A 24027-nucleotide genomic window follows, 5' to 3' on the forward strand; every position below is an offset into this window, starting at 1 on the left:
ATCAGGCCGCCTGCTCTCTTGCGACCTGTTCAAAGTCAGCCAGACTGCCATCGAAGAGTGCAATAATGTCGTCGATATCTGAGGCGGTAACGGTCAACGGCGGTGTGATCAGAACATGATCCCCCTCGAGTCCGTTCAGGCAGCGCCTTGGGTAGATCAGCAAGCCCCGCCCCTTGGCCAGCGCGGTAAGCCTGTCGAAAGCGTTGAACGCAGCGGGGAAAGGTTGCTTACTGACCTTGTCTTGCACCAACTCCACACCCTGCAACAGGCCAATACCGCGCACATTGCCTATACAATCGTATTTCTCGGCCAGCTGTTCGAGTTGCCGGCGCAAATAGGCACCTTGCTCAGCGGCATTGCTGACCAGCTTCTCCGAGCTCATAACATCAATCACCGCAAGGCCGGTGGCACAGGCGAGCGGATTCCCGGCATAGGTATGACCATGCATAAAGCCGCCGCTTCGGCCCACTGCATCCACGAGCTCCTTGCCCGCCATCATGGCGGCAATGGGGTAATAGCCGGAGCCAAGGCCCTTTGCCAGTGCCAGAATGTCGGGGGCTACGCCATAGTGCTGGTAAGCAAACCAGGCACCGGTACGGCCCATACCACTGAGCACTTCGTCCATGATCAACAGGCAACCGTAGCGGTCACACAGGGCGCGCATCCCCTCCATGTAAGTCCGGGTGACCATACGGCCACCGGTGCTGGCACCGCCAACCGGCTCAAGGACAATAGCGGCAATGGTTTCCGCGCCCGCCGCCAGAATGGCGATTTCGGTTTGTCTCAGCACCGCTGCAATGTGTTCTTCAACGCTCGCTTCGCGGTAACGATACAGGTCTGGCGAGGGTACCTTGACTGAGCCAATGGTGATCGAACGGTAGGGCGCTTCCAGAGGTTCGTACCCGGTTAGCCCCAGTGCGCCCATGGTGCTCCCGTGATACGACGGGCGCAGCGATACAAATTTGCTGCGCTCAGGCTGACCTTCGGCAACGAAATACTGAATCGCCAACTTGATCGCGCTCTCGACTGCTTCCGAACCACTGCCGACAAAAAAGACTTTCTGCAAATCAGCGTCAGTCAAGTCAACCATTTTATTAGCCAGATCCAGTGCAACCTGGCTTTCAAACTGGGTGCGGTAGCTGAACGCAACCTTATCGAGTTGCTCGACCATGGCGCGTTTTACGGTGGGATGATTGTGGCCAATATTGCAGGTGATCGCTCCCGAGCAACCATCGATGTAACGACGCCCCGTGGTATCCCAGATATAAATGCCATCGGCATGGCTGACCAGAGGCATGTCGTTACTGGTCAGATAAAACAAAGCATTGTTGGGCATGGGGTCATCGATCCTCTTACACAAAAAGATGATTTTTTGAACGATTCCGCATTATAGGAACAGATAAAAATTAACTTCAATGCATAATGTTTTTTCATTATTTGATGATTTAAACTCATGTTTTAGCTCCGGAAGACGTCCACGAGGCCTGCCATCATGAGTGACATCAAACTTACCTCTCTGAAATCAATGACCATTTTTAAAACACTGTATGAGACGGGCAGCGCCACACAAACAGCAAAAGATCTGGGTATAACCCAGTCGGGCGTCAGTCGATCACTGGCGCAGCTGGAAGAAAATATTGGCATTGCGCTGTTCATGCGACACAAAAAACGGCTGATTGTTCTGCCCGAGGCCGATGAGCTCTATGGTGAAATAGTGGGGTTGCTGAATAATCTGGAAAACATGAATCACAGCATCGCGGCGCTAAGGGAATTTGGCGCTTCGCGCATACGCATCGCCTGTGCGCCCGGCCTCGGTTTTGCCTATATACCCAAAACCATCGCCCGCATTCTGAGCGACAACCCGAAGTACAGTGTGTATCTCGATATTATGCCCAGCCCGGAGGTAGTACGTGCAGTTGAAGCCGGTTATTTTGATGTCGGATTCGTCACCCTGCCGGTGACCAGCCAGGCCCTGGTGGTCGATGAATTGATCTCAACCGAAGCGGTCTGTCTGATGCCGAAAAACCACAGCCTGGCCAAAGCCAGTGTGATTACCACAGAAGACCTGAAAGGCCAGCATCTGGTTATCCCCAACCAGCCCAACCTGGCAGCCGACCAGCTACTACTGCACCTGTCGGAGAAAAACATACGCATTGCCGGTAAAACCGAAGCCAACATCGCAGCCATATGCTCACTGGTTGCCAACGGCGTCGGCATCACACTGATCAACCCCATCACGGCCTACGACCATCAGGCAATGCGTGATGACCTCTTGATCAAACCGTTCAAGCCTACCTTCCATTATCATTTTGGACTGGTGTACAAACAGAACTGGGCGAATAACCGGTTAATCAGCTTGCTCAAGGAAATGCTGCCGGAGTTGCCGGATCACCTAATGGCGGAACGGTTTAAATCCTAACCCGGATCTGGTTCGTCACAATCTGGAGACCATGACCCGACAACCGGTATTCGGGGAGGCAGCCGGGTACGAAGACCTTTAACGCCTTGCGTCATTTTCGAGCCGGAATCGACGACAATACCTGGGCTCTGAGCTATAACCGGATGCGGCTGGCGCGACTCGGTCCGGATTAGTCCACAAACCTGACCCATAAAATGACCAGAAGGACACATGGAAAGGCATGAACCTCACCACTGTATTTCTCCAGACCCTGGAGACAACACTGCCCGTATTCGCGATGGTTTTTGTCGGCCTCGGGCTCCGGCGCATTGGGTGGATTGATAGCACCTTCGTGAACACCGCTTCCGCTCTGGTGTTCAAGGCTACGCTGCCAACCCTTGTCTTTCTCAGCATAATCAGGGCGGACCTGGATACCGCGCTAAATCCGGCTTTACTCGCCTTTTTTCTGTCTGCCACGCTTGCGAGCTTTGGCCTGGCGTGGCTTTGGGCGCGCTTTACTGTCGCCAGGGAAGACCGTGGAGTCTATGTTCAGGGCGCCTTTCGAGGCAACTGCGGCATTGTCGGGCTGGCGCTGGCGGCTAACCTGTATGGCGATTTTGGCCTGTCTGCCGGCGGCATTCTGCTTGGGCTTGTTATCATCTCCTACAACGCCCTCTCGGTCATTGTGCTTATCGGCTACCAACCGGGGCATTCCGCCAGCTGGCGGAAGATCTGTCACGACATTATCCGTAACCCGCTGATTCTTTCTGTGTTCATTGCCATCCCGTTTGCATGGTATGAGATTCAGCTCCCAAACTGGGTTATGACGTCAGGTGACTATTTCGCCTCCCTGACCCTGCCTCTCGCGCTTTTGTGCATTGGCGCCACTGTTTCCCTGAGCGCCATCAGAAGCGACAGCAAAACCGCACTTAGCTCCAGCCTGATGAAGATGGTATTTCTACCGGGATTCTGCACGGCAGCGGCGTTTTTATTCGGTTTTCGTGGTGCCGAGTTGGGGCTGATGTTCCTGTTTTTCGCCAGCCCGACCGCCGCAGCCAGTTTTGTGATGGTCAAAGCGCTCGGGGGTAACGACCGGCTGGCAGCAAACATCATCGCTATTACCACACTGCTGGCAAGCATCACCGTAACGTTCGGTGTGTTTATGCTCCGAACGGCCAATGTAATTTAGGGTTGTTCGGCCAAAACACGCTTCACCATGGCAAATCCGCGCTCGCACCCACCCAGGTAGCTTCCTCCGAAAAGGTTGTAGTGATTGAGGAAATGGTAAAGGTTGTAGATATCCCGCTTTTGCCCGTAGACCGCTGACCGGGCATACATCCGGTCATAGGCATCGTAAAACGCGTCGCCAAACCCGCCAAACATCTCGGTCATCGCCAAATCTGCCTCCCTGTCGCCACAATAGATTGCGGGATCGATGAGCCAGGAGTTGCTGAGGTCAAAGAGAACGTTGCCGCTCCAGAGGTCACCATGAATCAGGCTTGGATGTTCACAATGACTGTCCAGCCAAAACGCGAGGTCCCGACCATGCTTCTCCAGAACCCGGCCAAACGATGCCCTTACTGAGGAGTCCCGGATGAGGGAAACCTGATACCCGAGGCGATCCCTGACAAAGAAATCGCCCCAGCTGTCCGACCAGCGATTGGGCTGCACAGAAAGCCCTATATAATTGTCTCTTGCCCAGCCATAGGCTGGCCGCGCCTTTCTGTGTATCAGTGCGAGTCCTTCGCCCAGCATGTCGAATGTCGTAACCGAGCCGGGGGCGCAATCTATTGCCTCAATCTCCATCGCAGCTTCGTCAACTCGATAAAGCTCCGGTACCCGCAAACCTGAAACCCCGGCCTCCAGGAGCGCCTCCCGTAGACTCTCCAGCCCCTCCGCTTCGCAGATCAGTGCGTCCGACTGGCCCGTCGTGTTCCGTTTGGTGAATATTCCGGTCATCAGTCCTGTTCTCCTTGAACACGTTCGCCTTGAAACGTTAGATTCAAACCAAGCCTGACATTCTCAGCCTTGCGAGGACAAATTATGGAAATAAAACGTTGGAATTTCCTGGTTTCAGGGCACGTTCAGGGTGTTTTCTACCGCGCCTCTACGGAAAGCCAGGCTCTGGAACTGGGCATCACCGGCTACGCGCGCAACCTTCCTGACGGACGGGTAGAAATTATAGCGGAGGGTACGGAAGATAAACTGAAACAGCTGAAGAACTGGTGTGGCGAAGGCCCTCCTGCAGCGAAAGTGGAATCGGTTGAGGTTTCCGAGGAGACCCCCACCGGCGAATTTACCGGCTTCGGCGTAAGGAGCTGAGATCGGACCACGCCAGCCGCTAAATCCTTTCGCAGGCTGGCAGCAAATCCCACGGTGGCCTCTACAGCCCCATCAGCTCACGTACCGCGCCTTCCCGGCTGGTTTTAAGGCCGGCCGCACGGCCTTCCTCAATGGCGATCTCCGCAGGCACTCCAACGTTATGCCGGTAGAGAGCCCACATGGCCCCTACCCTGTTGCTACTTGCACAATGCACGAGAATCGGATAATTCGAGGAATTGGAAGCAATGCGCGTGAAGGCTTCTACCTGTTCACGGTCAGGCGCCTTGGACGACACCCCCAGCCCATAGAAATTCAGGCCGGCCTGATGGGCTTCCTGCTCTTCCTCTCCAACACCCTCTGCTTCGGTCAGAAGACTCACCACCGTTTTGAATCCCTGCTGTTTCAGCTGCACCATGGCGCCTTTCTCAATATGACCGCCCGCGGCAATAAAAGGTGCCGGGCGATTGTAGTTGACCACCACATCAGGCATGTCATTACCGTACGGAGCAGTCGCCCAGTCATTTTCAATGGCAAATGGGCGCCCACGATCGCCTTTTTTGCGTGCCGGAGGATTCGGCATCGCATCGCCAACCGGCTGGGAATCACCGGCCCCGGCCGCACAGGGATTGGCAGATCCAGAAGGATTGACAGCCGCACACGGGTTCGCTGCCGCACACGGATTCGAGCTCGAGGACGGGTTGGCTGCTGCACAGGGGTTAGCGGCCACCGCCTGGGCCTGCACCTGTTGGCTGTCCGCATTCTGGGAATCAGAACACGCCGTTAGACCACCCGACAACGCAAGTGTTATGGCTAACGGGAGGGTCGCTCGCCTGAAACGTTTGATATCCATGACACCTCTCCTATTGGCTACTATCTTTTTTCACCATACAAATCACTGGCCTTGTATGGACCACCAAATTTTTTCTCGAGGTTGCTCCCCAGCTTGAAGCCGCCCCAGGCAATTGCCGCAAGCACGATAAGGATTAACCACTCAGGGATGCGGGTTAAATCCATTAATGTTTGCGCTTTTGGGCCCTGAGCAGCCAGGTACAGCGATTCCAGAGGACCAAACCATGCGGAGAAAAGAACCGTACCTACTATCATGCCAAACATGAAAACAAGAGCATCAACACGCCCGCCTGCCAGGCCGGCCACAGACGTGCCCGGACAATAGCCTCCGATAGCGAACCCGGCGCCGATCAGCAGGCCACCAACCGCCATGGCGGCGTAAAATGGTGTCGGAACATAATAACTGCCCTGCGGCATCAGCCCCAGAAGCTTTGAAAGCCAGAGCAGCGCGGCTGCAACGATGACGGCTGTGAACATCACCTTGAAGACTGACCAGTCTTCAAGTCTGAACTGCCCTGTCAGCTTTCTCGGACTGCCGAACCCCGCATTCTCGAGCACAAATCCGAACAGGAAACCTGCAAGCAGGCCAGACGCAATACCCGAATCATAGAGTGGCCAGCTCATTGCCAAAACCTCCTCACGATCAGACTGAACGCGAAACCCGCGACAAAGAAACAGATCAGGAATACAAAACCACCGACTGCCAGCGCAGCACCACCGGAAAGGCCCAGCCCACTGGTGCAGCCCCTTGCAAGCCGGGCACCCAGACCAGTCAGAATACCTCCAAGCAACGCCATCAACACTCGCGACGTGACGCCTGACGACGGCCCGCGCTCGATCTGGGGGCGGAATCGGTGGCTGGATAATGCAGCTACCAGTGCACCGACAAAGGCCCCAACAATTTCCCAGGTAATCCAGGCCTGAAGCGGCGAACCAGTGCTCAGGTAATCGCCAAGGTAACGATTATTGGAGGTGAGTTCCGGGGCAACCCATTGCCCCAGATCAGCCGTGAGGCGAGTGAAAAAACCACTCGCACCAAGACCATGGCCGGTAAGAACAAACGTAAGGAAAAGGGCCAGCCCGAGACCGATACCGGCCCAGAAGGGCGACCAAAACGCTCGAGGAGACATGGGGCACTCCTTAAAGATAATAGGTGTATCTGTTTTATCTAAGGTTATTCCTTCATGTCAAACACTGCCGAATCATACTGCAGATAAAGTGACGGTGGTCAAAAGCAGAGATATTTTTGTCCAGCCAATAAAAAACCCCAGCACGAATGCTGGGGTTTTGTATTGGCGGAGAGGGAGGGATTCGAACCCTCGATACGCTATTAACGTATACACACTTTCCAGGCGTGCGCCTTCAGCCACTCGGCCACCTCTCCAATAAACTGAGTCAAATCAGCGATCTCATCGCTCATTTGAGGGCGCAAACTCTAATGTTTTTTCAGTCGTTTGGCAACTCTCTTTGGCAAATTCGTCAAAATAATCCGTGTCGTCGGCTGTCGTTGCCTAACGATTAAACAGATTGAAGACTATCGTTAAGACAATGCTGGTCACGATCAGTATGATGCCCGCGATTAGGAGCTGCCAAGCCATGGCACTCTATCCCTCACCTGATTCCCGCGGGCGTGTAACAGGAGGACACCAATGCTGATGAAAGCTGAGCAATCCACTTTGGTGCTGATTGATCTCCAGGAAAAACTGATGCCTGCCATCAGTCATGGTCAGGAGGTCATCGATCAGAGCCTTTTGCTGGCAACCATTGCCGGCCTTTTGAACATTCCCGTGCTGGCAACTGAACAGGTTCCGGACAAGCTGGGGAGAAACGTTGAAGCTGTGCGTGAACTATGTCAGCAGACGATCGAAAAATATCACTTCGATGCCTGCCCGGACGGGCTGATTGACACTCTGCCAGAGGGGAGGCAACACATCGTGATTGGCGGGTGTGAGACACACGTATGCATGATGCAAACCGCGCTTAGCCTTCTCGATGCAGGCTTCAAGGTCTGGGTTGTCGCCGATGCAACCGGGTCAAGAAACGAGTTCGACCGCGATGTCGCTCTGGATCGTCTCCATCAAAGTGGAGCAAAGATTGTCACGGTGGAGATGGTGGCATTCGAGTGGATGCGTCACTGCAGACATCCACGGTTCAGGGATATCCAGACCCTGCTGAAGTGAATGACAATCAGGGACTCATCCATGCTCATGGCTGCGGCGTAAAATACACCCTTCGATATCGACTGAGGTAACTCATGCTCAACATGGACTTTTCGGAGCGTATTGTCATTCGGACCGAACAACAACAGTGGCAGAGCAGCCCTGCCGGGGGCGTATTGCGCAAGCCCCTCGCCCGGGAAGAAGCGGAACGAGGCCATGCAACCAGTGTTGTCCGCTATGAACCCGGCGCTTCCTTTGCGCGCCATGAACACCCGCTTGGAGAGGAAATTCTGGTCCTTGATGGGGTGTTTTCCGATGAAAATGGTGACTATCCTGCGGGAACCTACATCCGGAACCCTCCCGGTACCGGGCACGCGCCCTTTAGCAAGCATGGCTGTACGTTGCTGGTCAAGCTTCACCAGTTTAACGAGAGAGATCTGAAATCCGTTCGCGTGGATACCAATAGTGCACGCTGGTTACCAGGCATAGGTGGGCTGGAAGTCATGCCCCTGCACGAGTTTGAACACGAGCATGTGGCGCTTGTTAAGTGGCCGGCCAATGAAATCTTCCAACCCCACAGGCACTTTGGCGGTGAGGAGATCTTTGTTCTCTCTGGCGAGTTCTGCGACGAGCACGGCCGGTACCCCAGAGGTACTTGGATCAGAAGCCCTCACCTGAGCCAGCACCACCCCTTTGTCGAGCAGGAAACCATTATCTGGGTAAAAACCGGCCATCTACCCGAGTGACACAAAAAAGGCCCCGAAGGGCCAAAGTGTGGCGAAGGGATCGGTGGACCTTCAAGAGATGGCAGAATGCTGCCAGTTGACACGACTAAACATCTCGTTGCCCGCCGGCTCTCGATCGAAATCGGATTCCAGACTAGCTTCAGAGCCCGGTATCCCAAATACGTGATAAGCCTCGGGGCCGAACGGATCCAACGCTGTATCCAGATACTCGTAACTACTAGGTACCGGCTCGCCTGTCAGGGCGACCCGGAACTGCCGCTGAACCTTGGGCGTTCCGACGCTGAGTGACTGCTCCACCCAGAGAAAAACGGCCTTGTCAGGCACAAGGTACTCGCAACGGACGACCCGATAACCTTCCGACAGCGACAGGCTGGTCGGCTCTTTACCGGATTCAAGACGGAATTTATGAATGGTCTTCATGACTGCTACTCCTTCTGGGCTGTTACCCGGACACAGCTCAATAGTGACCCTTAACGTGGCTCGATAAAATAAGGTTTCATGATAGGTTTTGTTCGTTTTTTTCGATGCTTTCAGGCAACGTCAAAAATTACCCCTTTTCTCGCATATAGCCCGCACTCCAACGTGGGTGAAGTTCCTGCTACGGGTAATCGCAAACAGCTCATCCTTAACCTCGTCGATGGAAGCTATGTGCTCCACTTCATACTGACGACAAACCTCATCTTCTATAGCAGTCGGAGCGGCAAACACCCCCAGCCCCTCACGCCCAAACACCTTAATAAGAGCGCTGTCGTCGATTCTCGCGACGACGTTCATTCGAACACCCTTGAGCGAGAACCAGTTCATCAGCCGCTCAAAATACGGCGCATTGGTGGCATTCGCCAATAAAGGCTCACCGTTAAGAGACTCTGGAAATCCCTTCTTCAGACGTCGAGCCAGATGGGCGGACGCAAACAGACTGATGCTGGAACCCGCGAGTGAGTGTACTGTGAAACTTCCCTGATCATCCTGGCCCGGTGTCCGGTCCGTCAGGACAACGTCCAGCTCCCTGCGCTTCAGGCTCAATACAAGATCTTCCGTACCACCGGTACGGCACTCCAGTTGCACCGGGCGGTCCAGAACCATTGCGGGTTGCAGGAGGTAATAAGCAATCAGTTTGTGAATGGAGGCGGACACTCCGGCCGAAAGCGTCAGCGGCCTCTCTGCCGGCGCAAGGCGAAGGGTCTCATTGAGTTCCCCGGTAAGCGCGAAAATGTCATCGGCGTAGCCAAGAACGATTTTACCCAGGTCTGTCAGTATGAGTTTCCGGCGCTCACGCTGGAAAAGCAGCCCGCCAACCGACGCCTCAAAGGTTGTCAGTTGCCCACTCAGGGTCTGTGGCGCTAACTCCAGCACCTCACTTGCGCGGACGATAGAGCCTTCCCGGCTGATAACCCAGAAATAATAAAGATGCCTGAGATTTAGCCGATCCATCATGAAATCATTCCCGAGCGAATCAGTCCGGCTTGCTAATCGAAGCGCATGCTGGTGGCGACCTCACCAACCAGACAGTCATAATCACACCATGAAGAACAAGAAAAGGCACGGCAATCATCACCAGTCCCGACCAGCCCAGCCAGCTAAGCGCAGCGCCGGCGGACAAAGCCGCCGTCGCCTGGGAACCAAACACAAGGATGTCATTAAGCCCCTGCACTCTGAAGCGCTCAACGTCCAGATATCCCCTGGGCAGCAACGAAGTACCGCCGACAAACAGGAAATTCCAGCCGACGCCCAGTAACAGCAGGGCCCCAAGGTAGTGATGAAAGCTGATACCACTTGCAGCGAGCGCCACGCAGGCAAAATAAGCCAACAATCCACCGGCCATCATCACGGGAATACCAATCACTCGGGTCAACCATCCGCTGATCAATGAGGGCAAATACATGGCCATGATGTGGAGCTGAATAACCCGCTTGGCGTCATTCAGGTCATGCCCGGCCAACTCTGTCATGCTAAGTGGCGTCGCGGTCATAATAAAGCTCATGACAGCGTACCCGACAGACGCAGCACTGATGGCCGCCCAGACGAGCGGATTTTTGAGAATTTCTGTTAGCGGACGACCACCCCCGGAATGGGTTTCCCGAACCAGCTCCCCCCCGGCCCTGTACCCCAGAACCAGAATGACCAGAGCCGATGCCTGCACCGCTGCCAGCCCCAGCCAACTGAGCAGGAACGGATGCTCTCCGCCACCACCCAGCGCAGCGACTTCAGGACCAAGCCAGGCAGCAACGAGACCACCCAGTAGCACGCGGGCGGCAGCCGTCGCGGCCAAACCGGGAGGTACCGACTCCATCGCGGCAAAACGATACTGATGAACAACGGCCAAGCCGGTTCCGCCAAGGACAGATGCCAGACAAAGCAAAGGAAACAGGCCCTGCCAGGAAGCCAAGGCACCCAAAAATGCGGCTGTCATACCCATGACAGTTCCGAGGAGCATCACCCGTTTTCGGCCAATTCTTTCCATCAGCCAGGTCGCGGGCTTGATGGCCAGCACCGTACCCACGACAACCAGCCCGACAGGTAGTGTGGCATATTCTGGCACGGGAGAAAGGAGGCGACCCTGGATACTACCAATGAAAACAATGAAGGGCGCCGTACACATGGCGAGTGCCTGCGCGGCAACCAGAACCCAGACGTTGAGGGGCATGGCGTTACTTTTTCCTGTAAATAATGCCCGGATGGCACTGCACCATCTCATAGAGATGCGACAGCCCGTTAAGGGACTCCGAGGCGCCAAGTATCAGGTAACCGCCGGGGTTCAGCGTGGCATGAATCCGGGTAAGAATGTCCTTTTTCAGCTCTGCTGAGAAATAGATCAGAACATTCCGGCACATAACGATATCAAACTTCCCCAGCATGTAGCGTTCCAGCAGATTCAGCTCCTTGAACTCCACCATGCCTTTCAGTTGGGGACGAATCTGCCAGCCACCATTGGGTGATGGTGTAAAGAACTGCTTCTGGCGTTCGGGTGAAAGCCCACGGCCGATAGCAATCATTTCGTACTCGCCACGCCGGGCCACCTCCAGAACGCTCTTGGAAATATCCGTTGCCGTTATTCTGACATCGCGTATTTTTCCAGGCCTGGTGCGCCGGAACTCTTCCAAAATCATTCCGATCGAGTATGGTTCCTGCCCCGTTGAACAGGCTGCCGACCAGAGTCGTAACGGCTGGGTCAGCTTTCGTTCAGCGAACTCCGGAAGTAACTTTTCCTGAAGGATACGAAATGGATGATTGTCCCTGAACCACAGCGTCTCGTTGGTTGTCATTGCATCAATGACAACCTCCCGGAGGTTGGCCCTCCCCGGACGCTTGAGACGCTCTAGCAGCCCGCCAAGAGAGTCGAGCTGATTTTCTTCCAGAATGCGCCGGAGGCGGCTTTTGACCAGGTACTGTTTATTGTCACCCAGTAAAATGCCGCACGCATCCTGCAGGAACGTCTTAAAAGCTTCGTATTCCTGTGGAGTTATATCCGCTTTCATTGAATCTCAGTTCTGAATGAATCCGTGAGCAGTGGTCTCAACCCTGATCAATGATTTCCATCACCCGCTCTGCAAGCTCGTCCGGGCTGAACTTGGCCATGAAGTCGTCAGCACCGACCTTCTGAACCATAGCTTTATTGAAAACACCGCTCAATGAAGTATGCAGCATTATAAACAAATCGCTGAGCGCCGGATCAGCCTTACAACGGGTAACCAGGGTATAACCGTCCATTTCCGGCATCTCCACATCGGAAATCACCAGAGCCAGATGATCCCGCGCTTTTGAGCCGTCTTCCGTGATCTCTTTAAGATACTGAAAAGCCTGCTTGCCGTCGTTCTTCGTAACAACTTCCATCCCGATGGCCGTAAGGCAGCGCTCAATCTGGCGGCGGGCGACTGTCGAGTCGTCAACAACGAGCACGGGCAGGTGTCCGGGCACCCTCTCTGCACTCTTGCTCAGCACGGCCTCCGTAACATCTTCACGGAGAGGAGAAACTTCTGAAAGAATCTTCTCTACATCAATAATTTCTACTAGTTTATCATCAATTTTGGTCACCGCCGTCAGATAGACATCCTTACCGGCACCTTTCGGCGGCGGAAGAATATCCTCCCAGTTCATGTTCATGATCCGTTCAACCCCGGAGACCAGAAAACCCTGCGTCTTGCGATTATATTCGGTGATGATCACAAAACTGGTTGCCAGCTCCTCCTGCGGTATACCCGGAAGGCCAATCGACATACTGAGATCAATGATCGGAATGGTTTCGCCCCGGATGTGAGCCACGCCACGCACCACGGTTCTGCTATTGGGAATCGAAGACAGCTTCGGGCATTGCAGAACCTCTTTGACTTTGAACACATTGATGCCGTACATCTGTCGCCCGCGCAAGCGGAACAGAAGCAGCTCAAGACGATTCTGCCCAACCAGCTGGGTACGCTGATTTACACTATCCAATACCCCTGCCATCTTTTCTCTCCTGGCTCGCCGGAACTACGTCGGCATGCATTTTGCTCGGTCCTTTGAAATTCAACCGGCTGACAATAAACCGTCATCACCATACGGTTTCAGTCTGTTTAACGGCCATCACGCCCGAACCCTTAGCAACTATCGGGCATTTGGACTCTGATTGACAGCATAGGACAAACTAACAGGTATGCGCACCACCATTTACGCCCTAACCCTGCTAATGTCTAGCTTCAGCGCATTCGCCGGAACAGAACTAACCGCAACCCAGGTCCACGAAGCGGCGGTTGGATTTCTTGAGATTTTTGCCAAACAGCAGGCCGCGAACGGCTACAAGGTATCCTTCGAAACAGGCAGTATCGACGACAGGCTGTCACTGGCACATTGCCTAAACCCACTCTCGGTTGAATTCACGGGTGACCCCTGGAAAAGCACGCGCCCCTCGCTTCAGGTTGCCTGCGAGAGTGAACGACCCTGGCGCCTGTTTGTGACCGCATCGGTTTCCATAACCGGGCCTGCCCTTGTTGCTGCGCGCCCGCTTACCCGGGGAGAGCGTGTGACGAAAGACATGGTGACAACAGACACGGTTGTAATCAACGCCACCCGGCGCGGAATTATGCGCCAGGCACAGGACGTGGTAGGCATGGAAGTTCGGCGGCCGGTCAATTCCGGCTCACTGATTACACCGGACCTTCTGGCAGCCCCTGACGCTGTCGAAAGGGGCGACCATGTTATCATTACCGCAAAGAGTGGCTCATTCTCGGTGAGTACGCGCGGCAAGGCGCTGGCAAGTGCGTCTGTCGGTGAGCAGGTGTTGGTTGAAAACCTTGTTTCCGCCAGGACTGTTAAGGCAAATGTTGTGGCTCCGGGCCGGGTAGAGATTCCCATGTAACACGCGGCAAAGGCAACGCGGTGCCGCCCGGCAAGAAACTGCCGTGTTTGCCCTCCTCTCGCGGGTGCCAGAGTGAAAAAATATTAATGCAGGGGCCTGAAATTTTTCTAAAGGTACGGACGGCCCGGCCGTTAAACGACTATAAATTCGAGTAAGTCACGTCCGAGCGTGACGTCACACGCAGCAGGTATTGATATGTCAGTTGACTTAAATGGAATTGGCCCAGGCCAGGTCAACACCCAGCGGACCACGGCCGACAAGGCAACGGGCACCCAGGCTGCCCAGCCGGCAACCGACCAACAGGCAAAATCCCAAGCGCAGGGCGCACGGGGAGAGAACGTCAGCCTGAGCAGTCAGGCCAAGAACCTTAAACAGCTTGAACAGAAGCTGGGTGACTTTCCGGAGATGGATGACGATCGGATTGCCGAAATCCGGTCAGCTCTGGAGAATGGCACTTATAAGGTGGACGCAGAGAAGCTGGCCCAGAAAATGCTTGAGATGGATGAAAGCATTTTCGGGTGAGTAAACCATGGCTCCAATTGATGAACTGAAACACGCTCTTTCTCAGGATGTCCAGCAACTGCAAGAACTGGAGGACATCCTTCTCAAGGAGAAAACCTGCCTGGCATCGTCAGATATACGCGCACTGGATGCTCTGACCGCCGAAAAAAATCAATTGCTGAGCGAGATCCGCGAACGGGCGAAACAGAAAATTCGTACGCTTGTTGCTATGGGCTACCGACCGGATAGCGGGGAGCCCTCACGCTTTATTCGCAGCGCAGGCCTGACCGAACTCTACAGCCTCTGGAAAGAGGCAGATGTCAAAATGTCGGTGTGCCAGACACTCAACCATAATAACGGTCGAATCATGAGCCACCTTCAGAAACGGCTCTCCCGCCTTACAGATATTTTTCGGGGCGCAACCGCCCAGCAAAAGCTTTATGGTGCAAAAGGAGAACACACGTCGGTATCAAGCCGGACCATTCTTGCGAGCGCCTGAAACACTGACGTGTCCTTGAATAAGATGCCCGGCAGGACCGGGCGTTTTCGTGTCAGGAGCCCCGCCCCGCCCGAACCGCTCATCGTGTGTAGATAGTTATCCTGGAATCGGGATGGAACCGGACGTCGTTGATGCTCACATTGCCCATTGACGGGGAATGATTCCCGCTGACCCGTATGTTGTCCATCCGGATTTCCTCAATACGCTCCGGAAAAGCCAGCATGAGCGCGCCGTCCTTCCGAACACTGTAGCTCGGCTCTCCATCGCGGTAATGGACTCCGGAAATCGTGAGATCGGAATCAAGAAAGTTCAGCACCGGCACGAAGATGTGAGCAGTGAGTTTAATACCTTCAATCACATCGACCGACGATTCCTGACTCTCATCCGTTGTACCGGGAACCATTGCCGAGACACTCGCAACCCGTTGCAGCAGACCCGGATCAGCCTGGCCGGATACTTCTGAGAGCTCGTCCTCAGTCAACGGGGCCAGGCCACCGGCCTCAAAAAGCTCACCTGCCGGATCGCTCGCCCGCGCGGCCTCGGCGTTGTTGCTGGCCGCGAAGCTCACCAAAGGCTGAAAAGGTAGGGCAACCATGGTTACCAACGCTGCCGTATTGCGGTACCGGGCCTGATGTTTAAGGACCCGATATAACTCTTTCTCCGTGACCCAGCCGCACTGGATAAACACTTCACCCAGACGTTGACCGGTTTCTCTCTGGAGGTTAAGCCCTTCTTCCAACTGAACCTCTGAAAGATACCCACGATTGATTAACAATCGTCCTAGCCGTGATTTTTCTTCAAATCCTTGGCGGACTCTCACACTTCTCTCCTTTGCGGTCGTGAAAACCGTACATCCCGGCCCGGCATGAAATCAGGGTGTTATCGATAATGATGAGACTAGCTGATTACGGCCACTAAGCCCCGGAGGTTAACCGAAATTTCGCGATAATCTGTTAACATCCTGCTTCAGCTAACTGAACCTGTGAATTATTACAGGAAAGATCTCTATGGCTAACCCAAAGAGCGCACGACAAATGACAAATACGGTAAAAACAATGCGTAATGTGATCCCTGCCCTGATTCTGGCGCTTACAGTCTTGGTGCCGACAACATCCGCCTGGGCAGAACCCGTAAATAAGCCCTCATCTGCGGCCCTGCCCCAAGTGAGGGTTGTAACCAGCGCGGGCGCATTTGAACTGCAACTGCGGCCAGACGTAGCACCCGAAACCGTCAGAAACTTCCTCGAGTATGTCCGGAGCGGCTTCTATGATGGGACCGTGTTTCATCGCGTCATACCCGGATTCATGATTCAAGGTGGCGGATTCACGTCAGAACTGTCCCGGAAATCAACCCGCGCGCCCATAGCTAATGAGGCCAGTCCCACCCTGCCCAACCTCCGCGGCACCATTTCCATGGCCCGCACCAATGCTCCGGACTCCGCCACCTCCCAGTTTTTTATCAACGTCGTTGATAACCCATTCCTGGATAAAGGTGTCAGGGGCGCCGGTTATGCTGTGTTCGGCAAGGTAACGGATGGGTTGGGGGTGATTGATACCATTGCCAACTCGAAAACCGGATATTCCGGCGGAATGGCCGATGTACCTCTTGACCCCATAATGATTCAAAGTGTCTCCGTTCTGGAGTCCGCCAAATAGCGCCATGGCAAGTCCTAATCTTCCGCCGCAGATTGAGCCCGCCGAGGTCAAATGGAAGAACGGTGTCCCGGAGTCAGTCAGATTTGGAGACGTCTATTTCAGTCGTGAAGATGGGCTCAAGGAAACCCGCTATGTCTTTCTGCAACCCAATCATCTGGCAGAGCGCTTTGCCGAGGTCCGCCCTGGGGGACAGTTTGTTATAGCGGAAACCGGTTTCGGTACCGGGCTGAACTTCCTGGCAGCATGGCAGGCCTGGAACGGACAGAAACCGGATTGTACGGCGACACTGCATTTTATTTCTGTAGAGCGATTCCCCCTTACCCGCGACGACCTGATTCATGCCCTGGACCTCTGGCCCGAATTGGCGGATTTGGCAACAGAACTCATTGAAAATTACCCGCCACTTGTAAAGGGCGCTCATCGTCTGGTGCTTGGGGGTGGCCAGGTTCGGCTCACGCTGTACTTCGGTGATGTTCTGGAGGCCTGGCAGGCTCTTGAATTTAACGCTGACGCCTGGTTTCTCGACGGCTTTGCGCCCGCCCGCAACCCGGAAATGTGGCTTGATCGGGCCATTGCACAGGTTCGGGCCCACAGCAGGCCCGGTTCGACCCTGGCCACTTTTACTTCAGTCGGCCGGATACGACGGTCGCTCGCCGCTGTTGGTTTCAAGGTTCATAAAACCAGAGGCTTTGGCCGGAAAAGGGACATGCTGAGTGGCCTGCTAGAGAATACATGCGAGCCCATGCCTCCGGGAGGTTCCGATACGATTGCGGTCATTGGGGCCGGCATTGCCGGCTGCCTGCTGGCACGTAATCTGGCCGACCGTGGCACCCCGGTCACGCTTGTGGATACCGCCAGCCATCAAGGGACAGCGGCCTCAGGTAATCGCCAGGGAGCAATGTACGTAAAGCTTGGGGTGGAGTTCAATGATCAGACCGAACTAGGGCTGACATCCCTGCTGTTCAGCCAACGCTTCTACGCCCGGTATCGCGACCAATGCTGGCACCCTACTGGCCTCCTCCAACTGGCCTGGAGTGCCCAGGAAGCGGATCGTCAGCGGCGGTTTCTGGAACGAAACGCGTACCCGGCAGAAATCTTTTACCCGGTGGACCGGGACGAAGCGAGCCGGTTAACCGGGGTCCAGACACAAAGCGGAGGCCTCTGGTTTCCGGGCAACGGATGGCTGGAACCCGCCAGGCTCTGTAAAGTGCTTACAGACCATCCCCTGATCACCCGGGTGTTCAACTTCGAGGTCGGTCGCCTGCTGCCCCTTAACGGTAAGTGGCAGTTATCGGGGCCGGGAGGATCTGACATTAGCGCGCACCGAATTGTGATATGCGCAGGACACCAATCCCCGGCACTGATCCCGCTTAATGGCGCATATCGGCTCAAAAGCATTCGCGGGCAGGTCACTCATCTTCCAGATACATCGCTGCAGACGCCGAAGGCGGTCGTTTGCGGAACCCGGTATCTGAATCCGTCGGACAACGGCATAGCGGTCACCGGTGCCACCTTCGATCTGAGGGACGATAATCCCGAAACGACACCGGAAAGCCATCACGAAAACCTGACCGAGTTGCAGTCCATGTTGCCCGGCTCCCTGAGCCGGGAAGCCCCCCTTACCGAGTTATCCGAACAGGTCGAAGGGAAAGTCGCGTTCCGTTGCACGACCCATGACTACCAACCCGTAGCGGGAAAGCTGTGTGACATTGAGGGAAATGAACTGACGGGTGTCTACCTCTTGACGGGGTTAGGTAGCAAAGGCCTCACCTATGCGCCGTTACTTGCGGAGTACCTCGCAGACGAATTGTCTGGACAGCCCGCCTGCTTACCCAAACGATTGGGGCAGCGAGTCGGGACCCGCCGTATCCACAAGCCGGATACCCTATCGTCGTAATGATTCAGGACTCAAGGTTGCCATGCATCAGCCGTTAAAGAATTAACCAGGGAATTGGGAGCAGGACTCATGTCTATTTTTGTCAGTGAACCCGGGAGGCCAGTAGGTACCCGGCTACCGGAAGCTTTTCGGGGGCGGCGTGTCGGGGACGTCACAGAGCTGACAGAAAGCCACCCTATCAGCACCAGCCACAGCGACGCTACGGACGCCGAGTTCCAGCAAGCAGCGCAGTCCGGCCGCCACAGGGCACTTGAGGAGTATGGTGAGGCTGCAGCCGGAGAGCCGAAAGAGCAACGCCCCTATTTGCCAGTTTCCAGGATTTGTTCTCCCACCCTGTACAGCCTTGCTGCCTCGGCAACCGTTTCTGACGCCCTGACCACGATGGATGAGCACGGTGTGCAGCACATTGTCATTACGGCTGACAACAACGTTGCCGGGCTCGTGGATCGGCGCTGGTTTCTGGCATGGCTTCACAAACAACAGGTAAGCGGCCTGAACCAGAGTCTTGTTCACATTGAACTACCAGCCTTCCTGACCACGTCTCCGGAAACCGACGCGCACCAGCTGGCGAGACTGCTGTTGGCACACCAGCTCAACGCCGCCCTGGTGATCGATAGCTCCGGACAGCCTGCAGGTATAGTCACTAGCACCGACTACCTCCGACTCTATGCCAGTGCAGGTCGTCACGAAGGAATCGTCTAGTTCAGCGATGTTAACAGTCTTCCTTCAGGGCTGAGTACTAACAAGAGCCATTCCTGGCCATGGCGGGTCAGGGCCAGAATTTCGTCGTCCCGATAGTTATCCAGCACCACAATTTCCGAGTCATCAGCATTCAACTGGAACCGCCACTCATTTTTGAACGGACTCTCCTCCTGAGTTTCATCGTCCTTCACCAGAGATACACGAGCAACAACTCCCTGCTCCTGACCGGTAACAATAGCCTCGCCACTGAAATTGCCATCGCTCGCACCTGCCACAACCATATCGCTGCCAAACTCCGACAAGGCTGCAAAACGGTCGCCGGCCTGATCATTGGCATCGTTTAAAGTATAGGCCCGGCTGACAACGCCATCAGTTGAGTAGCCGAGCAGGAAACCTGCCGGACTCGTCAGCTGGTTTCTCTCCAGTGTGTTGTCTTCATCGCCGTTCTCCACAACCGAGTAGGCGCCATCACCGTTACCGATCAACCACAGAATATTGTTTGCATGAGTCCCTTCGGTGACCCTCTCATCGCCCTCGGTTCCGACCTGATAGACATTTACATCACCAATGCTGCCAGAAGCACCGTAAAAGAAGGCGTCCACACCTCCAATTACGGTCTCGCCGTTGACGGAACCTTGCGCCGAGCCGAACAGTATCGGTGAGAGTGGCAAGGCACTGCCTCCGGCTACTGAATCATCCTCCGGTGAACCGATCTGGCGGGTCCAGGCCACCTTTGGAATCTCGTTACTGCCGTCCACCTCGACATCAATACGCTGAAGGAAGCTGTCAACTCCCCCTGCAGGAACCTGTTCGGGCCAGGCGCCATCTGTTTCTCCGGCGATCAGCACGTATCCGTTTTCCGCATTCATCGCGACAGACCGGACAATATCATCATTGGCGGTGCCGGTCCGGGTCGTCCAGCTCTTAACGTACTCCCCGCCATTGCTGGCCGAATCGTACCAATACCGCGATATCAGAATGTCCTGCCCGCCCATTGCTGAGGTTCCGGCAACGGGCGCATCGGTGTCGTAGGCCACTGCAAACTCGAAACGGTCGACCTTGGTCGTACCTTCCGAGACCTTGCGTTGAACAGTAGTGATTGCCGGGAACGGCTGAACCAGGCTGTCGCCGGCTCCGGAAACAGCAATTTCCTGCGACTGTGTACCTTTCTGATCGTATATTCTGACCAGTACCCGATCGTTATCCAGGCTGTCATAACCTGCAACAAAGGTCCGCCCGGAATGAGCAAGTGCCAGATCGGTAGGAACGAAACCGTCCGATGGGTTCAGAACAAGCGGGGCTGTCAATTCATTGAGACTGACTCGAAGAAGATTCTCATCCGCCGCCCGGGCGAAGTTCTCACGGCCGGCCTGATACGACTCATTCAGCCCCAAAAGAATAAAACGATCATCCAGGGCCAGGTTGGTATAAGTACCGGCTGGAACCCGGATCCGAAAGGGAACTTCGTTGACATCTACAGGAAAAACGAGCTCGTCACTTTCGACCCAGCTCCCGTTTTCCCAGCGCTCGGTGACGAACTCTGTTCCCAGTCTTGCGGTAGAGTCCTCAGAGTGACCCAGCTTTGCACGGATCTCGCTCTCCCTGTCCCCGGTGAGTATCGCTGCGTATTCTCTGACCTCACCAACATTCATCGTGTCACGATCCCCTCCGATGGTCGTTTCGAGGGTCAATACAGGCTCATCGTCGTCCACCACAATGTTGGCGCGCACCCCGTTGTTGCTCTCCCCGAGGCCCGCCAGTCCGGAACGCACTTCAGTCAGTCTGAGCCGGGCAGACTCAGACGGCTCGGGGAAGCTGTCATCGGCCACTTCCAGCCGGATGTAACACTCGGTAATCCCGGGTTCAAAAGTGACCACACCGCCGGTGAAGACGCCCTCTTCGTCCTGCTGGTAAGTGATGTAATCAAGGTTCTCAAGAAGTCCGTCACTACCAGAACCGAACGCTACCAGATCCTGTCCGATAATCGCATCGCCGGCGTTGGCATCGCTGGAATCGCACCGCTGGTGGGGCGCACTGAAGCCAGGGTCACAATTTGACGCGTCGTATTCGGAGGCCAGTTCAAATGCAACAGCCACCCGTGTCACAGAGGGCTGATCAAGGATAACTTTTACGGCAATCGGGCGGGTCGGAATGGTAATATTCGCGGTGGTCGATACCGAGCCATCATCGTTGTACTCGTTAATGGTAAAACTGTGCTCACCCGCGGTTGCGAGGTCAGGCTGAGCGCAATGCTCACGCCGGCTCTCATCGAGAGTCAGTATCTCACCTTCGGTGTAAGAGTCGGCCTCCAGAGACAAAGGATTGTATTTCACGGTGATATCGAATGGCTGAACACCGGCCATACGGCCGTCCGTGGTCACCAGATTGATGTCTTCCTCCCTGCCCAGGTCAGCATCTCCAAGATTGCCGCCTGACAGTCCCGGAACACCACGCATGATTACCCCTTGCCGCGCCTTGTTGTTGATATCCTCCAATGCCAGCCACGAGGGCGCGTTGGTCAGGGAGTAATCCAGGATATCCTCGCCGCCGAAGGCGCCAAAATTGTAATAATATTCCACCCCAAGATAAGCCGTGGCAGGAGGTATACCAAGAACGGTGGGCTGATCGGGATCCTTCTCGGTTTTACAGGCGACAACAGACAGGGCGATCAGCACCACGGTGGTCAGCCGAGTGACGGAGACAGTGCGGGAAATTAAATCGGCGCGCATGAAAAAGTCCGCTTTAAAACGTTGTTTTTATGGCAGTGCCGACCGGCGAGCGAGCCAGTCGATTTACACACCGTTACAGAACAACGTCATGGTAGCCAATTTACATGAAAGGCGATCTGCGCGAGTTCTCAGATTCACCCGCCAGCACGTCCCCTTGCGCAAGTGGCACGATGGGCGGGTTTATAGCGTGTTACGGAGCGCCGAAACCATGCTGTTTGAGAAAATCCAAGAGACCGGCTTCATCCAGAACGGGAATCTCAAGCTGCTCTGCCTTGGCCAGCTTGGAGCCGGCCGCCTCACCGGCAACCACGCACGCCGTCTTTTTTGAAACACTACCCGCAACCTTGGCACCAAGCTGCTCAAGCCTTTCTTTCGCCTCATCACGGGTCATGGCAGACAGTGCTCCGGTGAGGACCCAGGTCTGCCCTTGCAGGGGCTTCTCACCCTCGACAATCTCTTCTTCCTGCCACACCACCCCGGCCTGTCGCAGGGCATCAAGGGTCTCCTTGTTGTGCGACTGGTCGAAAAAACTGCGGATATGTCCCGCCACAATCGGGCCAACATCCGGAACTGTTTGTAGGGCCTCTTCATCCGCCCCGGCAATGGCCTCAAGAGTGCCAAAGTGAGCCGCCAGCCCCTTGGCCGTTGCCTCGCCCACCTCCCTGATACCCAGGGCATAGAGAAAACGCCACAGCACCGGGTTTCGGGCGTTGTCGATGGCCCCTACGAGATTGGATGCCGATTTCTCCCCCATTCTCTCAAGACCGGTCAGGTCGTCTTTTTTCAGGTGGTACAGGTCAGCGACCGTTTCAACCAGCCCACGGTCGACCAGAATATCTATCCACTTGTCCCCCAGACCCTCAATGTCCATGGCTTTGCGGGACGCATAGTGGCGGATAGCTTCCTTTCTCTGGGCGGGGCAGAACAGCCCGCCGGAGCAGCGGGCAACGGCCTCTCCCTCAATCTGAACAACATCGGAATCACATACCGGGCACTTTTCCGGAAGCTCCACCGCCCTGGCATCGTCGGGACGCTTCTCGGTCACCACCTTGACCACCTGAGGAATGACGTCCCCCGCCCGCCGGATGAACACCGTATCGCCAATACGGACATCCAGCCGGCGAATCTCATCCATATTATGAAGCGTGGCATTACTGACGGTTACACCACCGACAAATACCGGCTTGAGACGGGCCACGGGCGTCACTGCGCCGGTACGACCAACCTGAAACTCAACATCCTCAATGACCGTGAGTTCTTCCTGGGCAGGAAACTTTTGGGCGATTGCCCAACGCGGAGCCCGCGACACAAAGCCCAGTCGCTGCTGAAGAGACAGGCGGTTCACCTTGAAGACAATGCCGTCGATTTCATAGGGCAGAGATTCGCGCTTTTCCATTAGCTGGTTATAGGCAGTCAGGCACTCTTCAACGCCCTTCGCCTTCCGCATCTCCGGATTGATCCTGAAACCCCAGCGCTTCACCATCTGAAGACCATCAAAATGGGTCTCGGGCAGTTGGCTTTCATCCGTCACAGCAACACTGTAAGCACACATTTCCAGTGGACGCCGGGCTGTGACTGTGGACTTTTTCTGCCGCAGGCTGCCTGCTGCCGCGTTCCGGGGATTGACAAAGGTCTTTTCACCCTGGTCCGCCAAACGCCGGTTGAGTTTTTCAAACCCCGCCTTCGGCATATAAACCTCTCCCCTCACCTCAACAAGCTCTGGCACATCCTTGCCACGAAGTTTGAGCGGGACCGAGGGGATCGTTCGGATGTTGGCGGTTATATCTTCGCCCGAGTACCCATCACCACGGGTAGCCGCAACGGTCAGCGAGCCGTTTTCATAATGCAGACTCACCGCCAGGCCATCCAGTTTGGGTTCGCACACATACTCGATATCATCGCCTGAGCCCAGCCGATCCCGAATCCGGCGGTCGAAATCCCGGAGTTCTTCCTCGCTGAAAGCATTATCCAGAGAAAGCATCGGTAAGCGGTGAACCACTTCCTCGAAGCTCGTTTCCGCGCTGCTACCCACCCGGCGAGTGGGAGAGTCATCGGAAGCCAGTTCAGGGTACTCTGCTTCCAGTTTCTGGAGTTCCCGGAACAGGCGGTCGTACTCAGAATCCGGCACTTGCGGATCGTCCAGTACATAATAACGATAGTTGTGATCGTCGACCGCTGACCGGAGTTCCTCAACACGCTGAATAACGTCGGGCGTGGCTTTGCTCATGAATTCGCGCT

Annotated in this window: 24 protein-coding genes and 1 tRNA gene; 11 read left to right on the forward strand and 14 right to left on the reverse strand. The window is 55.3% G+C overall.

The annotated features are described in order from the left end of the window. Nucleotide 1: 1 nt before the first annotated feature. Nucleotides 2-1336, reverse strand: a complete 1335-nt coding sequence (locus tag BKP64_RS06530; RefSeq protein WP_070967547.1) for an aminotransferase family protein — start codon at nucleotides 1334-1336, stop codon at nucleotides 2-4. Nucleotides 1337-1492: 156 nt separating this feature from the next. On the opposite strand from BKP64_RS06530, the gene BKP64_RS06535 reads away from it, so the two are divergent. Then, on the forward strand, nucleotides 1493-2419 hold the full coding sequence (locus tag BKP64_RS06535) for a LysR family transcriptional regulator (protein WP_070967550.1): 927 nt from the start codon (nucleotides 1493-1495) through the stop codon (nucleotides 2417-2419). Nucleotides 2420-2639: 220 nt separating this feature from the next. Further along, nucleotides 2640-3587, forward strand: a complete 948-nt coding sequence (locus tag BKP64_RS06540) for an AEC family transporter (protein ID WP_070967553.1) — start codon at nucleotides 2640-2642, stop codon at nucleotides 3585-3587. Here BKP64_RS06540 and BKP64_RS06545 read toward each other — a convergent pair. After that, complete coding sequence (locus BKP64_RS06545; RefSeq protein ID WP_070967556.1) at nucleotides 3584-4357, reverse strand: fructosamine kinase family protein; 774 nt, start codon at nucleotides 4355-4357, stop codon at nucleotides 3584-3586. The genes BKP64_RS06540 and BKP64_RS06545 overlap by 4 nt on opposite strands. Before the next feature lie 84 nt (nucleotides 4358-4441). Here BKP64_RS06545 and yccX point away from each other — a divergent pair, with 84 nt between their 5' ends. Continuing rightward, nucleotides 4442-4720, forward strand: a complete 279-nt coding sequence (gene yccX, locus BKP64_RS06550; protein ID WP_070967559.1) for an acylphosphatase — start codon at nucleotides 4442-4444, stop codon at nucleotides 4718-4720. Between the two features lie 61 nt (nucleotides 4721-4781). Here the strand turns inward: yccX and BKP64_RS06555 are convergent, their stop codons facing one another. The 4 genes from BKP64_RS06555 to BKP64_RS06570 form a co-directional block, all read right to left on the reverse strand. Continuing rightward, complete coding sequence (locus tag BKP64_RS06555) at nucleotides 4782-5570, reverse strand: protein tyrosine phosphatase family protein (RefSeq protein ID WP_070967562.1); 789 nt, start codon at nucleotides 5568-5570, stop codon at nucleotides 4782-4784. A gap of 20 nt (nucleotides 5571-5590) precedes the next feature. Next, nucleotides 5591-6193 carry a DUF6691 family protein gene (locus BKP64_RS06560; RefSeq protein ID WP_070967565.1) on the reverse strand — a complete coding sequence of 201 codons (603 nt, stop codon included), beginning with the start codon at nucleotides 6191-6193 and terminating at the stop codon, nucleotides 5591-5593. Continuing rightward, complete coding sequence (locus BKP64_RS06565; RefSeq protein WP_070967568.1) at nucleotides 6190-6699, reverse strand: YeeE/YedE thiosulfate transporter family protein; 510 nt, start codon at nucleotides 6697-6699, stop codon at nucleotides 6190-6192. Before BKP64_RS06565 ends, BKP64_RS06560 begins: the two co-directional genes overlap by 4 nt. A gap of 163 nt (nucleotides 6700-6862) precedes the next feature. Further along, nucleotides 6863-6953 (reverse strand) — tRNA-Ser (locus BKP64_RS06570). Between the two features lie 265 nt (nucleotides 6954-7218). Here BKP64_RS06570 and BKP64_RS06575 point away from each other — a divergent pair. Further along, nucleotides 7219-7749 carry an isochorismatase family protein gene (locus BKP64_RS06575; protein ID WP_070967572.1) on the forward strand — a complete coding sequence of 177 codons (531 nt, stop codon included), beginning with the start codon at nucleotides 7219-7221 and terminating at the stop codon, nucleotides 7747-7749. A gap of 74 nt (nucleotides 7750-7823) precedes the next feature. Further along, nucleotides 7824-8474: a cupin domain-containing protein gene (locus tag BKP64_RS06580; protein WP_070967576.1), complete on the forward strand. Its 651-nt coding sequence runs from the start codon at nucleotides 7824-7826 to the stop codon at nucleotides 8472-8474. 51 nt (nucleotides 8475-8525) lie between these two features. On the opposite strand, the gene BKP64_RS06585 is transcribed toward BKP64_RS06580, so the two are convergent. From BKP64_RS06585 to BKP64_RS06605, 5 genes are all read right to left on the reverse strand, one after another. Continuing rightward, complete coding sequence (locus tag BKP64_RS06585) at nucleotides 8526-8894, reverse strand: DUF7352 domain-containing protein (protein WP_070967578.1); 369 nt, start codon at nucleotides 8892-8894, stop codon at nucleotides 8526-8528. Nucleotides 8895-9014: 120 nt separating this feature from the next. After that, a complete protein-coding gene (locus tag BKP64_RS06590) occupies nucleotides 9015-9905 on the reverse strand; it encodes a LysR family transcriptional regulator (protein WP_070973590.1) in 891 nt (296 codons plus the stop codon). A 22-nt stretch (nucleotides 9906-9927) separates the two neighbouring features. Continuing rightward, nucleotides 9928-11118 carry an MFS transporter gene (locus tag BKP64_RS06595; RefSeq protein WP_070967581.1) on the reverse strand — a complete coding sequence of 397 codons (1191 nt, stop codon included), beginning with the start codon at nucleotides 11116-11118 and terminating at the stop codon, nucleotides 9928-9930. A gap of 4 nt (nucleotides 11119-11122) precedes the next feature. Then, nucleotides 11123-11950, reverse strand: a complete 828-nt coding sequence (locus BKP64_RS06600; protein WP_070967585.1) for a CheR family methyltransferase — start codon at nucleotides 11948-11950, stop codon at nucleotides 11123-11125. Nucleotides 11951-11987: 37 nt separating this feature from the next. Beyond that, nucleotides 11988-12917 (reverse strand): chemotaxis protein CheV, encoded by a 930-nt coding sequence (locus BKP64_RS06605; RefSeq protein WP_070967588.1) that lies wholly within the window; start codon nucleotides 12915-12917, stop codon nucleotides 11988-11990. A 187-nt stretch (nucleotides 12918-13104) separates the two neighbouring features. Here BKP64_RS06605 and flgA point away from each other — a divergent pair, with 187 nt between their 5' ends. The 3 genes from flgA (at nucleotide 13105) to BKP64_RS06620 (ending at nucleotide 14806) form a co-directional block, all read left to right on the forward strand. After that, nucleotides 13105-13806 (forward strand): flagellar basal body P-ring formation chaperone FlgA, encoded by a 702-nt coding sequence (gene flgA, locus BKP64_RS06610; protein ID WP_070967591.1) that lies wholly within the window; start codon nucleotides 13105-13107, stop codon nucleotides 13804-13806. Between the two features lie 195 nt (nucleotides 13807-14001). Next, the gene (gene flgM / locus BKP64_RS06615; protein ID WP_070967594.1) at nucleotides 14002-14328 is read left to right on the forward strand and encodes a flagellar biosynthesis anti-sigma factor FlgM; all 327 of its coding nucleotides are present in this window, start codon (nucleotides 14002-14004) and stop codon (nucleotides 14326-14328) included. 7 nt (nucleotides 14329-14335) lie between these two features. Further along, nucleotides 14336-14806: a flagella synthesis protein FlgN gene (locus BKP64_RS06620; RefSeq protein ID WP_070967597.1), complete on the forward strand. Its 471-nt coding sequence runs from the start codon at nucleotides 14336-14338 to the stop codon at nucleotides 14804-14806. Between the two features lie 79 nt (nucleotides 14807-14885). Here BKP64_RS06620 and BKP64_RS06625 read toward each other — a convergent pair whose 3' ends face one another. Then, nucleotides 14886-15626: a pilus assembly protein PilB gene (locus tag BKP64_RS06625; RefSeq protein WP_070967600.1), complete on the reverse strand. Its 741-nt coding sequence runs from the start codon at nucleotides 15624-15626 to the stop codon at nucleotides 14886-14888. Nucleotides 15627-15840: 214 nt separating this feature from the next. Between BKP64_RS06625 and BKP64_RS06630 the strand changes: the two genes are divergently transcribed. The 3 genes from BKP64_RS06630 to BKP64_RS06640 all read left to right on the forward strand — a co-directional run bounded on the left by BKP64_RS06630 (nucleotide 15841) and on the right by BKP64_RS06640 (nucleotide 19060). After that, nucleotides 15841-16461: a peptidylprolyl isomerase gene (locus BKP64_RS06630; RefSeq protein WP_070967602.1), complete on the forward strand. Its 621-nt coding sequence runs from the start codon at nucleotides 15841-15843 to the stop codon at nucleotides 16459-16461. A gap of 4 nt (nucleotides 16462-16465) precedes the next feature. Then, nucleotides 16466-18358, forward strand: coding sequence for a bifunctional tRNA (5-methylaminomethyl-2-thiouridine)(34)-methyltransferase MnmC2/FAD-dependent 5-carboxymethylaminomethyl-2-thiouridine(34) oxidoreductase MnmC1 (mnmC, locus tag BKP64_RS06635; protein ID WP_070967605.1), 1893 nt, complete (start codon nucleotides 16466-16468; stop codon nucleotides 18356-18358). Nucleotides 18359-18427: 69 nt separating this feature from the next. After that, on the forward strand, nucleotides 18428-19060 hold the full coding sequence (locus BKP64_RS06640) for a CBS domain-containing protein (RefSeq protein ID WP_070967608.1): 633 nt from the start codon (nucleotides 18428-18430) through the stop codon (nucleotides 19058-19060). Here BKP64_RS06640 and BKP64_RS06645 read toward each other — a convergent pair. After that, nucleotides 19057-21789 carry a hypothetical protein gene (locus BKP64_RS06645; RefSeq protein WP_070967610.1) on the reverse strand — a complete coding sequence of 911 codons (2733 nt, stop codon included), beginning with the start codon at nucleotides 21787-21789 and terminating at the stop codon, nucleotides 19057-19059. The two genes, BKP64_RS06640 and BKP64_RS06645, sit on opposite strands and share 4 nt — an antisense overlap. Nucleotides 21790-21979: 190 nt before the next feature. Next, nucleotides 21980-24016: an NAD-dependent DNA ligase LigA gene (ligA, locus tag BKP64_RS06650; RefSeq protein WP_070967613.1), complete on the reverse strand. Its 2037-nt coding sequence runs from the start codon at nucleotides 24014-24016 to the stop codon at nucleotides 21980-21982. Between the last annotated feature and the right edge of the window lie 11 nt (nucleotides 24017-24027).

The sequence above is a fragment of the Marinobacter salinus genome (assembly GCF_001854125.1).
GTDB lineage: Bacteria > Pseudomonadota > Gammaproteobacteria > Pseudomonadales > Oleiphilaceae > Marinobacter > Marinobacter salinus.

Coding starts and splice junctions, on each gene's coding strand:
- BKP64_RS06530 (WP_070967547.1), bottom strand. CDS start 1,336: ATGCCCAACAATGCTTTGTTTTATCTGACCAGTAACGACATGCCTCTG.
- BKP64_RS06535 (WP_070967550.1), top strand. CDS start 1,493: ATGAGTGACATCAAACTTACCTCTCTGAAATCAATGACCATTTTTAAA.
- BKP64_RS06540 (WP_070967553.1), top strand. CDS start 2,640: ATGAACCTCACCACTGTATTTCTCCAGACCCTGGAGACAACACTGCCC.
- BKP64_RS06545 (WP_070967556.1), bottom strand. CDS start 4,357: ATGACCGGAATATTCACCAAACGGAACACGACGGGCCAGTCGGACGCA.
- yccX (WP_070967559.1), top strand. CDS start 4,442: ATGGAAATAAAACGTTGGAATTTCCTGGTTTCAGGGCACGTTCAGGGT.
- BKP64_RS06555 (WP_070967562.1), bottom strand. CDS start 5,570: ATGGATATCAAACGTTTCAGGCGAGCGACCCTCCCGTTAGCCATAACA.
- BKP64_RS06560 (WP_070967565.1), bottom strand. CDS start 6,193: ATGAGCTGGCCACTCTATGATTCGGGTATTGCGTCTGGCCTGCTTGCA.
- BKP64_RS06565 (WP_070967568.1), bottom strand. CDS start 6,699: ATGTCTCCTCGAGCGTTTTGGTCGCCCTTCTGGGCCGGTATCGGTCTC.
- BKP64_RS06575 (WP_070967572.1), top strand. CDS start 7,219: ATGCTGATGAAAGCTGAGCAATCCACTTTGGTGCTGATTGATCTCCAG.
- BKP64_RS06580 (WP_070967576.1), top strand. CDS start 7,824: ATGCTCAACATGGACTTTTCGGAGCGTATTGTCATTCGGACCGAACAA.
- BKP64_RS06585 (WP_070967578.1), bottom strand. CDS start 8,894: ATGAAGACCATTCATAAATTCCGTCTTGAATCCGGTAAAGAGCCGACC.
- BKP64_RS06590 (WP_070973590.1), bottom strand. CDS start 9,905: ATGGATCGGCTAAATCTCAGGCATCTTTATTATTTCTGGGTTATCAGC.
- BKP64_RS06595 (WP_070967581.1), bottom strand. CDS start 11,118: ATGCCCCTCAACGTCTGGGTTCTGGTTGCCGCGCAGGCACTCGCCATG.
- BKP64_RS06600 (WP_070967585.1), bottom strand. CDS start 11,950: ATGAAAGCGGATATAACTCCACAGGAATACGAAGCTTTTAAGACGTTC.
- BKP64_RS06605 (WP_070967588.1), bottom strand. CDS start 12,917: ATGGCAGGGGTATTGGATAGTGTAAATCAGCGTACCCAGCTGGTTGGG.
- flgA (WP_070967591.1), top strand. CDS start 13,105: ATGCGCACCACCATTTACGCCCTAACCCTGCTAATGTCTAGCTTCAGC.
- flgM (WP_070967594.1), top strand. CDS start 14,002: ATGTCAGTTGACTTAAATGGAATTGGCCCAGGCCAGGTCAACACCCAG.
- BKP64_RS06620 (WP_070967597.1), top strand. CDS start 14,336: ATGGCTCCAATTGATGAACTGAAACACGCTCTTTCTCAGGATGTCCAG.
- BKP64_RS06630 (WP_070967602.1), top strand. CDS start 15,841: ATGACAAATACGGTAAAAACAATGCGTAATGTGATCCCTGCCCTGATT.
- mnmC (WP_070967605.1), top strand. CDS start 16,466: ATGGCAAGTCCTAATCTTCCGCCGCAGATTGAGCCCGCCGAGGTCAAA.
- BKP64_RS06640 (WP_070967608.1), top strand. CDS start 18,428: ATGTCTATTTTTGTCAGTGAACCCGGGAGGCCAGTAGGTACCCGGCTA.
- BKP64_RS06645 (WP_070967610.1), bottom strand. CDS start 21,789: ATGCGCGCCGATTTAATTTCCCGCACTGTCTCCGTCACTCGGCTGACC.
- ligA (WP_070967613.1), bottom strand. CDS start 24,016: ATGAGCAAAGCCACGCCCGACGTTATTCAGCGTGTTGAGGAACTCCGG.